13 protein-coding genes are annotated in these 12,018 nt (G+C 70.5%); 9 read left to right on the plus strand and 4 right to left on the minus strand.

The features are described 5' to 3' along the window. Positions 1-34: 34 nt before the first annotated feature. Entirely contained in the window at positions 35-2,179 is a 2,145-nt protein-coding gene (locus tag ABH935_RS45140; RefSeq protein ID WP_370384167.1) for a serine/threonine-protein kinase, read from the minus strand. Between the two features lie 97 nt (positions 2,180-2,276). On the opposite strand from ABH935_RS45140, the gene ABH935_RS45145 reads away from it, so the two are divergent. Beyond that, entirely contained in the window at positions 2,277-2,963 is a 687-nt protein-coding gene (locus ABH935_RS45145; protein ID WP_370384168.1) for a hypothetical protein, read from the plus strand. A gap of 112 nt (positions 2,964-3,075) precedes the next feature. Here the strand turns inward: ABH935_RS45145 and ABH935_RS45150 are convergent, their stop codons facing one another. Continuing rightward, positions 3,076-3,561: an antitoxin gene (locus tag ABH935_RS45150; protein ID WP_370384169.1), complete on the minus strand. Its 486-nt coding sequence runs from the start codon at positions 3,559-3,561 to the stop codon at positions 3,076-3,078. 170 nt (positions 3,562-3,731) lie between these two features. Here ABH935_RS45150 and miaA point away from each other — a divergent pair, with 170 nt between their 5' ends. The 4 genes from miaA to ABH935_RS45170 are packed head-to-tail and all read left to right on the plus strand — an operon-like array spanning position 3,732 to position 7,504. Continuing rightward, positions 3,732-4,646, plus strand: coding sequence for a tRNA (adenosine(37)-N6)-dimethylallyltransferase MiaA (gene miaA / locus ABH935_RS45155; protein ID WP_370384170.1), 915 nt, complete (start codon positions 3,732-3,734; stop codon positions 4,644-4,646). After that, positions 4,643-5,524 carry a diaminopimelate epimerase gene (gene dapF, locus ABH935_RS45160; RefSeq protein WP_370384171.1) on the plus strand — a complete coding sequence of 294 codons (882 nt, stop codon included), beginning with the start codon at positions 4,643-4,645 and terminating at the stop codon, positions 5,522-5,524. Before miaA ends, dapF begins: the two co-directional genes overlap by 4 nt. A gap of 1 nt (position 5,525) precedes the next feature. Continuing rightward, positions 5,526-6,617, plus strand: a complete 1,092-nt coding sequence (locus ABH935_RS45165; RefSeq protein WP_370384172.1) for a ferrochelatase — start codon at positions 5,526-5,528, stop codon at positions 6,615-6,617. A gap of 53 nt (positions 6,618-6,670) precedes the next feature. After that, entirely contained in the window at positions 6,671-7,504 is an 834-nt protein-coding gene (locus tag ABH935_RS45170; RefSeq protein WP_370384173.1) for an inositol monophosphatase family protein, read from the plus strand. A gap of 44 nt (positions 7,505-7,548) precedes the next feature. Here the strand turns inward: ABH935_RS45170 and ABH935_RS45175 are convergent, their stop codons facing one another. Then, on the minus strand, positions 7,549-7,731 hold the full coding sequence (locus ABH935_RS45175; RefSeq protein WP_194911830.1) for a hypothetical protein: 183 nt from the start codon (positions 7,729-7,731) through the stop codon (positions 7,549-7,551). Positions 7,732-7,924: 193 nt separating this feature from the next. Here ABH935_RS45175 and ABH935_RS45180 point away from each other — a divergent pair, with 193 nt between their 5' ends. The 4 genes from ABH935_RS45180 to ABH935_RS45195 all read left to right on the plus strand — a co-directional run bounded on the left by ABH935_RS45180 (position 7,925) and on the right by ABH935_RS45195 (position 11,374). Beyond that, a complete protein-coding gene (locus ABH935_RS45180; protein ID WP_194911832.1) occupies positions 7,925-8,581 on the plus strand; it encodes a response regulator transcription factor in 657 nt (218 codons plus the stop codon). A gap of 29 nt (positions 8,582-8,610) precedes the next feature. Further along, positions 8,611-9,852, plus strand: coding sequence for a sensor histidine kinase (locus ABH935_RS45185; RefSeq protein WP_370384174.1), 1,242 nt, complete (start codon positions 8,611-8,613; stop codon positions 9,850-9,852). Between the two features lie 33 nt (positions 9,853-9,885). After that, on the plus strand, positions 9,886-10,182 hold the full coding sequence (locus ABH935_RS45190) for an MTH1187 family thiamine-binding protein (RefSeq protein WP_194911836.1): 297 nt from the start codon (positions 9,886-9,888) through the stop codon (positions 10,180-10,182). A gap of 274 nt (positions 10,183-10,456) precedes the next feature. Then, positions 10,457-11,374, plus strand: coding sequence for a hypothetical protein (locus ABH935_RS45195; protein ID WP_370384175.1), 918 nt, complete (start codon positions 10,457-10,459; stop codon positions 11,372-11,374). 35 nt (positions 11,375-11,409) lie between these two features. On the opposite strand, the gene ABH935_RS45200 is transcribed toward ABH935_RS45195, so the two are convergent. Beyond that, on the minus strand, positions 11,410-11,919 hold the full coding sequence (locus ABH935_RS45200; protein ID WP_370384176.1) for a flavoprotein: 510 nt from the start codon (positions 11,917-11,919) through the stop codon (positions 11,410-11,412). Between the last annotated feature and the right edge of the window lie 99 nt (positions 11,920-12,018).

Genomic DNA, 12,018 nt, shown 5'->3' on the forward strand with positions numbered 1-12,018 from the left:
CGATGTGTTGCACTGCGACCTACTGCACTGCGACTTACTGCACCGCGACCTGCGGGCCGCCCTGCTTCGCCGCGCTGGTGGCGGCCGGCTTCAGCCAGGACTGGGCCGACGGGTCCGTGGTGAGATTGATGTAGAGCGACACCGCGTGGACCAGGTACCGGTGGTCGGGCTGGATGTAGCCGTACTGCTGCGCGCTGCCGGTGTTCTTGCCGGAGCCGCACACGTCCGAGCCCGGGCCGGTCTTGGGGCACCAGATACCCCAGTCCTCGACGGTGAACGCGTTCTTGCCCTGCATGGTCTGGAAAGCGGTCTTCGCGGTCTGCGCGTCCGGCAACGGCAGGACCGCCATGTCCACCAGCACCCGGCCGGTGCTGTCGGTGTACGTGCCGATCGCCTGGTTCTGGCACTGGTACTGCGTCAGCATGGCCTTCAATTGGGCACTCTCATAAGAGTTGACGCACTTGTCGGTCCAACGGTTCGTCGCGGTGTACACCACGCCCTTGTCGTCTGTGAACGACACCGGCAGCAGCGCGTCCGGGGTGAAGGCCGTCTGGTCCGTGGACGACGTGTCCCACGTCGCCGGGTCCGTGGAGCTCGACGTGCTCGGGCTCGACGAGCCGGACGTCGTCGAGGTCTGCGACGAGTTCGGGCCGTTCGTCGGCGCCGAGCCCGAAGACGAGCCGGACGGGGCGTTCGGCCCCGACGACTGGTTCGTGACCTGCCCGACCGGCGTGTTCGCGTTCTGGTTGTTGTTGTTCCCGCCGCCTCCGCCGGACAGGGCGATCGCCGCGACGACGCCGCCGACGATCACCAGCGCGCCGACCCCGAGGCCGACGTTGCGCCCGGTGTTGTTCTTCGGGGCGGACATGGGTGCGGACAGCGGTGCGGATTGGAAGCCGGAGCCCGGACCCATCGGCCCGCCCGGCCCGCCCGCACCACCAGGCCCGAAAGGCATGCTCTGCGGTGGATAAGGAGTCTGTGAACCGCCATGGAACCCGGAGCCGACACCCGGCCCGGAATTCGGTCCGACCCCGCCGGGCATCCCGAACCCCGGCGCGCCCTGTATGCCTCCGCTGTTCGGGCCGCCCATGGGGCCGACCGCATCGGCCGCCATCGTCGCCGGCGCCGTGGAAACCATGCCGGGTATCGGCGTTCCCGACCCCGGAGTACCGAACCCAGGAGCGCCGAACCCAGGAGTACCGAAGCCCGGAGTCCCCGACCCCGGCGTACTACTGTCCCCATTCGTCCCCGCGACCATCGTCGCCGGCACGACAAAGGGATTCGTCGCCCCGGGTATCCCGTCCACCCGCGTCCCCGAGCCCGGCGTCGCCCCGCTCAGCCGCTCCAACTCCGGCCGCGCCCGCGCCGCGTCCCAGCGCGCCACGGGGTCCTTCGTGAGCAGCCCGCTGATCAGCGGGGCCAGCGCGGGCGCGCGCGTCACCGGCGCCGTCTCCTCGAACAGGATCGCGGTCAGCACGCCGACCGCCGTGTCCCGGCTGAACGGCGAGCGGCCCTCAGCGGCGAAGAACAGCGTGGCGCCCAGCGAGAACAGGTCGGACGAGCCGTTGCTGGCCTCGCCCCGCGCGCGCTCGGGGGCCACGAACTCCGGCGAGCCGACCAGCACGCCGGAGGCCGTCATCGTCAGGTCGGCCTCCTGGACCGCGATGCCGAAGTCGGTGAGCAGCACCCGGCCGTCCGTGGTGAGCAGGACGTTCGCCGGCTTCACATCGCGGTGCAGGATCCCGGCCGCGTGGCTGGCGGTCAGCGCGTCCAGCACGCCCAGGCCGATCTTGGCGACCTGCTCCTGCGGCAGCGGCCCGTACTGCTCGACGGCCTGCATCAGGTTCTGCGAGGGGATCAGGTCCATGACGATCCACGGCATGCCCTGGTCGGACACCATGTCGTGCACCGAGACGATGTGCGGGTGGTTGCGCATGCGCGCGGCGTTGCGGGCCTCGCGCTGGGCGCGGGCCAGCCGGTCGGCGCGCTCGGCGTCCGAGAGCATCGGCGGCAGCCAGACCTCCTTGACGGCCACCTCGCAGTCCAGCGACTCGTCGTAGGCCTTCCAGACCCGCCCCATGCCGCCGGCGCCCAGCCGTTCGAGAAGCCGGTACCGCCCGGCTACCAGAATCCCCTCCGCGCCGTGGCTGTCTTCTGCGTTCTCTTGATCCCCAGCCACCGCTGGCCCCTCCGTAATCCGACTTTACGCAGACCAGTGTGGCAGCACCGGCCGGTAGCCGCGACCATGTGCCCCACCTGTGTCCTACCCTGGACGGGTGTTGATCGCCGCCGCCGTCGTGCCGCACCCTCCGGTCCTCGTGCCCGAGGTCGCGCAGGGTCTTTCCCCGGACCTCGACTCGTTGCGCGCCGCCTGCGGCACCGCGGTCGGCCGCCTGTACGCGGCCGGAGCCGACGAAGTGCTGATTGTAGGGGCCGGACCTCAGCAGGGTACCGAGGTCGTCTCGCGGGGGAGCTTCAGGGCCTACGGCGTCGATGTGGACGTCGACGGCCAGTGGGATCCGGTTACGCGGAGCGCCGCACCGATGACGCTGCCGTTCCTGATCGCGGCCTGGCTGCTGCGCGACTCACCGGCCGAGCCGGTACGGCGGCCGGTGATGGTGAATGAGCACAGCGGGGCGCTCGCGGTGGCCGGCGGGCGTCAGGCGATGCTGGTCCTGGGCGACGGAAGCGCCTCCCGCACCCTGCAAGCCCCCGGCCACTTCGACGAGCGCGCCGAAGCCTACGACGCGGCGGTCGCGCGGGCCTTGGCCACGGCCGACGCCGCGGCGCTCGCCGGCCTCGAACCCGGGTTGTCGCGCGAACTGCACGTCGCGGGGCTCCCGGCGTGGAAGGTGCTGGCCGCCGCGGCGACCGCATCAGGAGTCGAATACGACGCCGACCTGCTCTACGACCAGGCTCTCTATGGCGTCGGCTACTTCGTCGCCACGTGGCTCGCGCGCTGACGCTGTCCTTCTTCGGACACGGCAACGGCCGCGGCCACCATCTCTGGCGGCCGCGGCCGTATTCCATCCCCCTTCCGACGGCGCCCGCCGCTGAACCGGCGCCGCAGGCGTGTCAGCCCAGCCGGTCCTTCGCCTGCTGGACTCCGGAGTCGATCTTCTCGTCGAACCGGTTCCCGGTGGCGCCCTTGGCCATCTCGCCGGCCTTGTCGGTGCCCTGGGCGACGTTGTCCTTGATGCTCTGGGTCATCCCGCCGCCGCTGGAGGAGGAGTCCTGGGCCGGGGCTCCGTCGTCGCCGACGCCGGGCGCGGCCTCGCCAGCGGCTGCCACCGGGGCGCCTTCGGACACCATGTCGGCCGCCTCGCCCTCGACACCGCCGGCGGGGGTCATCGGAGCCTGAGCTGCCTGAGCCGTCTCGGCCGGGGCCTGGGCGGCGGGCTCGCCGGCCTCGTCACCCTTCTTCTTGTCCATCATGTCGGAGACCTTGTCCTTGGCCTGACCGGCCACGTCCCCGGCCTTGTCCCAGGCCTGCCCCGCCACGTCGCCCGCCTTGTCCGCGGCTTCGCTCACCTTGCTCTTGAAAACATCGAAGATGCCCATGTCGCCTGCGTTTCCTTCCGTGAACGGGGAACCTTCCCCCAAGTGGATCACGACGGCGGTCACCTGTCGAGCCGAGTCCGTCACGGTCTGTGACAGTGCTCGGGTGCCTGGTCCGCGGGTCCGTGGCGGGATGGGAGAATCGGTCGGGTGAGCGCAGCAGGGTTGCCGGCATGAACACGGCCAGAGTCCCGGTGATCGCGGTGGTCGGCCCGACCGCCTCCGGCAAGTCCGACCTCGGGGTCGCGCTGGCCGAGGCGCTGCACGGCGAGGTGGTCAACGCCGACTCGATGCAGCTGTACCAGGGCATGGACGTGGGCACCGCGAAGCTGACCGCCGCCGAGCGCCACGGCGTGCCGCACCACCTGCTCGACGTCTGGCCGGTGACCCGCACCGCGAACGTCGCGGAGTACCAGACCCTGGCGCGGGTCGAGGCGGACCGGCTGATCGCCCGGGACCGGCCGCCGGTCTTCGTCGGCGGCTCCGGCCTGTACCTGCGCGGCGCCCTGGACGAGTTCGAGTTCCCCGGCACCGACGCCCTGATCCGCGAGCGCCTGGAGGCCGAACTCGCCGAGGTCGGCTCGTTCGTCCTGCACCAGCGGCTGAAGGAGCGGGACCCGGCCGCCGCCGAGACGATCCTGCCCTCGAACGGCCGGCGCGTCGTGCGCGCGCTGGAGGTGATCGAGCTGACCGGCGGCCGGTTCACCGCCACGCTGCCCGAGCACACCGACCACTACCCGCGCACCGTGCACGTCGGCCTGGACGTCGACCGCCCCGCGCTGGACGAGCGCATCGCGCTGCGCGTGGACCGGATGTGGGACGCCGGGTTCGTGCAGGAGGTGCGGGATCTGGAGCCGCGGGGGCTGCGCGACGGTCTTACCGCCAGCCGCGCCCTCGGCTATGCCCAGGTCCTGCGTTTCCTCTCGGGGGAGTACACGGAGGAACAGGCCAAGGAGGAGACGGTGCGCGCCACCAAGCGGTTCGCGCGGCGCCAGGACTCCTGGTTCCGTCGGGACCCGCGCGTGCACTGGTTGCGATACGACCGGTCCGACCTGGTGGAGGTCGCGCTCGATAGGATCGGAGCATGATCCTCGACGGCCTGCCGGCCTCCACCCCGCTGACCAAGGGGCACGGCACCGAGAACGACTTCGTCATCGTCCCGGACCCGGACGGCACCCTGGAGGTCTCGCCGGCAGCGGTCGCTGCGCTGTGCGACCGGCGGGCCGGGATCGGCGCCGACGGCGTGCTGCGCGTGGTGCGCACTGCGAAGGTCCCCGGGTACGAAGACCAGGCGGCTGAGGCGGAGTTCTTCATGGACTACCGCAACGCCGACGGCAGTGTGGCGGAGATGTGCGGGAACGGAGTCCGCGTCTTCGCGCTGTTCGTCACTGCGCGCGGCTACGTAAAGGGCGGCGCTTTAGGGGAACCGGTGGAGTTCGCTGTGGGGACGCGCGGCGGGATCAAGCGGGTAACGCTGAAGGCCACCGGTAAGAACACCGCGGACGTGACCGTCGACATGGGTGTCCCGGTGTTCCCCACAGAGCGGGGCGCTGTGACGGTCGACGTGAAGGGCACGCCTAAGGTGGCCGTGGACGTGGACATGGGGAATCCCCACGCTGTGGTCTTCGTGGACTCCACTGCCGACGCCGGCCCTCTCTATGAGATGCCCACAGTGCTCCCTGCGGGGATCTACGCAGAGGGCGTCAATGTGGAGTTCGCCGCAGACGTCGCTCCGCACCACCTCGCTATGCGCGTCCATGAACGCGGCGTCGGCGAGACCCGCTCCTGCGGCACCGGCGCGTGCGCCGTGATGATCGCCGCCGCGCGCCGCGACGGCGCTCAGGCCGGAACCGACTACACCGTGGACGTTCTCGGCGGCCGACTGCGCTTCGTCGAGCGTGCCGACGGCCACCTGGAGATGACCGGCCCCGCGGCGCTGGTCTTCGACATCATGGAGTCCCGCTGACATGTCGAACACCGCTCCGTACGACGCTCTGCTCCTGCTGTCCTTCGGCGGCCCCGAAGGACCTGAGGACGTGGTGCCCTTCCTGGAGAACGTGACCCGAGGCCGCGGCATCCCGCCGGAGCGGCTGAAGGAGGTCGGGGCCCACTACTTCGAGTTCGGCGGAGTGAGCCCGATCAACCAGCAGAACCGCGACCTGATCGCCGCGCTGCGCCAGGACTTCGCCGAGACCGGACTGAAGCTGCCGATCTACTGGGGCAATCGGAACTGGACGCCGTTCCTCGCCGACACGCTGGCTGAGATGGAGGCCGACGGAGTGCGGCGCGCGCTCGTGGTGTTCACGAGCGCGTACTCCTCCTACTCCGGGTGCCGGCAATACCGAGAGGACCTGGCGCGCGCGCTGGAGCAGTCCGGCACCTCGATCCAGTTCGACAAGATCCGGCCGTACTTCAACGACCCCGGGTTCGTGGAGCCGATGGCGGACGCCGTCGCGGCGGCGGTCGCCGGACTCCCCGAGAGCGCGCGCCTGGCACCGCGTCTGGTGTTCGTCACGCACTCCCTGCCGCGCACGTACGCCGAGACCTCCGGCCCCATCGGCGGCGCGTATGTCTCCCAGCACCTGGAAGTGGCGCGCCTCGTGGCCGAGGGCGTCAGCCGCCGCACCGGCCTGGTGCTGCCGCACGAGCTCGTCTTCTGCTCGCGCAGCGGCCCGCCGCAGATGCCGTGGCTGGAGCCGGACGTCAACGACCACCTGCGCGACATCAAGGCGCAGGGCGCCACCGGCGCGGTGCTCGCCCCGATCGGCTTCGTGTCCGACCACATGGAGGTCATCTACGACCTCGATACGCAGGCCGCCGAGACCGCCCAGGAGATCGGGCTGCCGACGGCGCGCGCCGCGACGGTCGGCACCGATCCGCGCTTCGTGGCCGCGCTGCGGCGCCTGGTGCTGGAGCGGGCGTCGGTGGCGCGCGGGGACAGCGAGGGCGATTCGCTGTCGAACGTGGTCGGCCGGCTGCGGGCGTTCTCGGACGTGTGTCCCCTGAATTGCTGCCCGAATCCGCGCGCGCCGCTCCCGGCGGTGGCGGGGGAGGACTGAGCGCCTCCCTCACTGCGCACCACGCACCGAACCCAGGAAGGCCCTGCCCACTCATGTCTGAGAACGCCGATTCCCCCAATCCCAAAGACCTGCTGGAACTGGCGGTGCGGCTGGCTGCCGAGGCGGGACGCCTCCTGGTCCAGGAGCGTCCCAGCGACCTCGGTGTGGCCGACACCAAGTCCAGCCCCACCGACATCGTCACCGTCATGGATCAGCGTTCGGAGAAGCTGATCGTCGAGGGCATCCTCGCCGAGCGCCCCGAGGACGGCATCCTCGGCGAGGAGGGCTCGGACCGCGAGGGCACCTCCGGGGTGCGCTGGGTGATCGATCCCATCGACGGCACTGTGAACTACCTCTATGAGATCCCTCTGTGGGGCGTCTCCATCGGTGTGGAGGTCGACGGCGAGACCGTCGCCGGGGTGGTCGAGATCCCGATGCTGCGCGAGACCTTCACCGCCTTGCGCGGGCATGGCGCCTACCGCAACGGTCAGGCGATCCGCGCCTTCAGCGCGCAGTCCGAGGGGAAGCCGGTTCCGATGGAGCGCGCGCTGATCGCGACGGGCTTCGGGTACGCGGCCCAGCGGCGTGCGGTGCAGGGGGAGATCGTCGCCGACCTGCTTCCGAAGGTGCGGGACATCCGGCGCGGCGGCTCCGCGGCGCTCGACCTGTGCTCGGTGGCGTGCGGGCGCGTGGACGGCTACTTCGAGCGCGGCGCGAAGCCGTGGGACCTGTCGGCCGGCGCGCTGATCGCGCAGGAGGCCGGCGCGAAGGTCGGCGGACTACACGGAGCGGCCGCCTCCGACGAGATGACGGTGGCGGCCGCTGAAGGGCTGTTTGAGGCGCTGTGCGAGTTTCTTGAGGAACACGACGCGGCGCGGGACTCCTGAGGGGTTGAGGGTGTGAGTCCCCGCCTTCCTGCCGGGGTATCCGGTCAGGCGGCGCGGGGGAGGTCGTCGCGGACCTCCACGTGGTGGTTCGCGGCGATCCGGAGCAGGTTGTCCAACTCGGCCTGTTCCACCTGGACCGCGTACGCGTCCTCGGCGATCATCGCACCTTGCAGGCGGGACTTCGTCTCGCGGATACGCTGGGTCAGGCCGGTGACGAATTCGAGCATGGTCTCTCTCCTGCGGGGGTGACGCTAGGGGGCTTCGTGCCTTCTGCCCGGCATCTTCGCCACGGAAACTTTGGATCACCTGAGAAAACCCTGTGATCATGAGACGTTTCTCACTTACTCGGTGTTTACGCGATGACCAGGCATGATGACCTCAGGACCGAAGATTGCTTGCCGTACTTAGGGAGAGCGCGCTGTGCGGGTGCTGGTCGTTGAGGACGAGCAGGTGCTGGCCGACGCCGTGGCCACCGGGCTGCGCCGGGATTCCATGGCCGTGGACGTCGTCTACGACGGTGACGCCGCGCTGGAACGCATAGCCGTCAACGACTACGACGTGGTCGTGCTGGACCGCGATCTGCCGCTGGTGCACGGCGACGACGTCTGCCGGCACATCGTGCACAGCGGCCTGTCGACCAGGGTCTTGATGCTGACGGCCGCCGGCGATGTTGCGGACCGGGTCGAGGGCCTCACCCTCGGCGCGGACGACTACCTCTCCAAACCCTTTGCGTTTCCGGAGCTCATAGCGCGCATCCGTGCCCTGGGCCGCCGCGCGGTCCCGGCGCTGCCGCCGGTGTTGGAGCGCGCGGGGATCCGCGTGGACCCGAGTCGGCGAGAGGTGTTGCGCGACGGTCGGCTGGTGCCGCTGTCGCCTAAGGAGTTCGCGGTACTAGAGGTGCTCATGCGTGCCGATGGTGCTGCTGTGAGTTCTGAGCAGTTGCTGGAGAAGGCGTGGGACGAGAACGCCGATCCGTTCACGAACGTGGTGCGCGTCACGGTGATGACGCTGAGGCGCAAGCTCGGTGAGCCGCCGGTGGTGCTGACGGTCCCGGGCGCCGGATACCGGATTCCATGATGCAGGACGTTCAAGGTATACAAGGCCTGATGGCGGGCGATTCGGGAGCGGTCGACAGCACCTACGGCGGCGAGGCCGGACCGGATCAGGCGCCGGCCCGCGTGGGACGCCGCGGGCTCACCATCCGGCTGCGGATGACCATCACGTATGGCGCCGCGGTGTTCCTGACCGGCGCCGTGCTGGTCTACACGGCGTACTCACTGTTCCGGTGGCGTCTGTCGCACATGAACTCGGACGTCGTCCTGGCGCCGGGCTGCTCGGTCAACGGACACGTGGTCCAGTCGAAATACTGCATGGCCGCCCGGGACCAGAACATCCTCAGCCAGATCGACAAGCCGCTGATCTTCGTGCTGCTGATCTCCGCGGTGGTCGCGGTGCTGATCGGTTACTTCCTGGCAGGCCGGTTCCTGGCCCCCATCAACAAGATCACTCGTACCGCGCGCCGGGTCGCCAGCCGTCCGGACCGCGCCCTGCACGCCCGCATCGACATGGAGGGCCCGCAGGACGACGAGCTCGTCAACCTGGCGCAGACCTTCGACGGCATGCTGGACCGGCTGGACCACGCCTTCGAGGGCCAGCGGCGGTTCGTCGGCAACGCCTCGCACGAGCTGCGCACGCCGCTGGCGATCAACCGCACGCTGCTCGAAGTGACCCTGATGGACCCCGACGCCTCCGAGCAGACCCGGCAGCTGTGCCACACGCTGCTGGCCACCAACGAGCGCAGCGAGCGCATGATCGAGGGCCTGCTGCTGTTGGCGAGGGCGGACAACGAGCCGACCAACCGGGAGGACATCGACCTCGCGGAGGTGGCGTACCGGTCGGTGACGCAGTGCGAGATGGAGGCGGCCGAGCGGCACGTCGCGATCCGCACGTCGCTGCAGCCGGCGGTGGTCTCCGGCGACGGGATCCTGATCGAGCGGATCGCGATGAACCTGATCCAGAACGCGCTGCGCCACAACATCGGCGCGGGCGGCTGGGTGGACGTGCTCAGCTACGACCGCTCGAACGACGTCCCCGGCCACGGCCTGCTGGTCGTCGCGAACACCGGCCCGGAGGTGCCGCCGTACGCGGTGGAGACGCTGTTCGAGCCGTTCAAGCGCGGCTCGCAGCCCTCGGGCGCGTCCCCCGCGCGGGACCCGAAGGACAAGGGCGTCGGTCTGGGGCTGTCGATAGTGCGCTCCGTGGTGCGGGCGCACGGCGGCCGGGTCGCCGCCGAGCCGCGGCCCGGCGGCGGGCTCATCGTGCGGGTGTGGCTGCCGGTGCGGGTGTGACCGCCCGCCCTGAGTCCGCCCTAGGATCGAAGCATGATTATCGCGTTCTCTGTGACCCCGATCGGTGTCGGCGAAGGTGTCAGCGAGTATGTGGCCGACGCGGTGCGCGTGGTGCGCGAGAGCGGCCTGCCGAACTCCACCGACGCGATGTTCACGAGCATCGAGGGGGAGTGGGACGAGGTGATGGCGGTGGTGAAGGCCGCCGTGGACGCGGTGGCGGCCAAGGCGCCTCGGGTGAGTGTGGTGCTGAAGGCGGACATCCGCGCCGGGGTCACCGACGGGCTGACGGCGAAGGTGGCCGCGGTCGAGGCGAAGCTCGCCGAGGGCTGATTCGCCGGCGATGTGGCGGCGCGCCGCGATGCGCCGGTGGTGCGCTGGAGAAGCCCCGCGGCGCGCCAGATGTGCCTGGGGAGATGTGCCAGAGGTGCGCCGGTGGGTCGGCCGGAGACGCGCGGGCGGTGCGCCGGCGCTCGGCCACGGCGTCAGCGGAATACTCCGATCCGGTGGTCTTTGAGCGTGGCGGCCCTGGCTCCGTCTCGCGAACGGGTGACTGCGTGCGGCGGTATTTTCCCGTTATGTCCGCTTCGGCGGGATGATCGGCAGTGTGCTGAATCACCTTCACCCCATCCCGCGCCGGGTCCGGCGGGCCGTCGTCGTCGCGGTGGCCGCGGCCTTGGCGTTCGTCGGCATCGCGGGTCCCGCTGACGCGCATGTCCGGCTCTCGCACCAGGTCGACGTCACGGCCGTGGAGCCGCTGACGTACGACGTCGACACGCACGGTGTCCTGGCCGCCGGCGTCGTCCACATCCGGTTCGAGAACCGCGGCACCGATCTGCACCAGGCGCAGCTGTTCCGGCTCAACGACGGTGTCACGTTCGCGCAGTGGCAGGCGGACATCCACGGCCCGAACGCGAACGCGGCGCTGTTCGCGGACGGTGTGCCGGCCGGAGGCGCGAACCCCGTCGTCCCGCCGCGCGGCCGGCAGGACGTGTGGGACGTCCTGCGGGGCGGCACCTATGTCGTGACCTGCTTCGTGCCCGGCCCCGGCGGCGTGCCGCACATCTTCCTGGGCATGTACAAGTCCTTCGACGTGCGGGGCACGGTGCCGGAGTGGGCGGCGGCCGACGACCGGGAGGCGGCGGAGTCGTCCTTCGTGATCCGGGGCCACGACCTGACCTACACGATGCCGCGCTACCTGGTGCACGGCACCGTGGTCCGGTTCGAGGACACCGACGCCACCGACTACCACGAGGTCAACCTCGGCAAGCTGCTGCCGGGCAAGACGGTCGACGACGCCAAGGCGTGGTTCGTCGCCTCCTCCGCGACGCCGCCGGTGAACCCGGGTCCGCCGCCGTTCGTCTTCGAGGGCGGGCACGGGGCCGTGGCGCCGGGCCACGGCGGCTGGTTCAAGGTCCAGGCCGATCCGGGGCGCTACATCGCCTTCTGCCTCGTGCCCGATGACAAGACCGGGCTGCCGCACGCGGCCATGGGCATGGTCGTCGGGGTGACCGTCCTCGGTTGATCTCGGTCGATCCTCTGATCCTCTCGGCGGCTTCCTCAGTCTGTGAGGAGTTCCGCCATGGCGTTGCGCAGTTGCCCCCAGGGGAACTGCGCAACGCCGTCTTCCGGCTGGATGAAGCGGACGCCGCTCTCGAAGAGCAGCTGCGCGTGGCCGTCGAACGCCGGATGCTTCTGCAACTCGTCCTTGGCCCACACGGTCGCCGCGATGGGCAGGCCCGCGCCGAGGTGCTCGTTGAGTATGCCCAGGACCAGGGTGTCGGAGATGCCCAGGGCCCACTTGTTGAGGGTGTTGAAGGTCGCCGGCGCGACCATGATCGCGTCCGGTGACGGCAGCACGTCCGGCTCCCCCGGCTGGCGCTGCTCCACGCGGACCGGATAGCCGGTCGCGATCGAGACCGCCGCGGGGTCCAGGAAACGCTCTCCGGCCGGCGTGCACAGCACGCACACGGTCCAGCCGTCGGCCTGCAGGCCCGGCACCGCCTCGGGATGGGACAACAGCTCGGCCGCGGGCGGCGCGCCGCAGGCGACGAGGTAGAGCACTGGCACAGGGAACCTCCCGGCTCGTCGGGGACATTCTGCCGTCCGTGCACGAACGCCACGGCGCCGGGGCGGACGATGGGCCCGTATACGGGATGTTCCTCATTG

Source organism: Catenulispora sp. GAS73, from assembly GCF_041262085.1.
Taxonomy (GTDB): Bacteria; Actinomycetota; Actinomycetes; order Streptomycetales; family Catenulisporaceae; genus Catenulispora.

Excerpts from the sequence above, each read along its gene's own strand:
- ABH935_RS45190 (WP_194911836.1), top strand. The coding sequence starts at position 9,886 with ATGATTATCGCGTTCTCTGTGACCCCGATCGGTGTCGGCGAAGGTGTC.
- dapF (WP_370384171.1), top strand. The coding sequence starts at position 4,643 with ATGATCCTCGACGGCCTGCCGGCCTCCACCCCGCTGACCAAGGGGCAC.
- ABH935_RS45165 (WP_370384172.1), top strand. The coding sequence starts at position 5,526 with ATGTCGAACACCGCTCCGTACGACGCTCTGCTCCTGCTGTCCTTCGGC.
- ABH935_RS45175 (WP_194911830.1), bottom strand. The coding sequence starts at position 7,731 with ATGCTCGAATTCGTCACCGGCCTGACCCAGCGTATCCGCGAGACGAAG.
- ABH935_RS45150 (WP_370384169.1), bottom strand. The coding sequence starts at position 3,561 with ATGGGCATCTTCGATGTTTTCAAGAGCAAGGTGAGCGAAGCCGCGGAC.
- miaA (WP_370384170.1), top strand. The coding sequence starts at position 3,732 with ATGAACACGGCCAGAGTCCCGGTGATCGCGGTGGTCGGCCCGACCGCC.
- ABH935_RS45185 (WP_370384174.1), top strand. The coding sequence starts at position 8,611 with ATGGCGGGCGATTCGGGAGCGGTCGACAGCACCTACGGCGGCGAGGCC.
- ABH935_RS45170 (WP_370384173.1), top strand. The coding sequence starts at position 6,671 with ATGTCTGAGAACGCCGATTCCCCCAATCCCAAAGACCTGCTGGAACTG.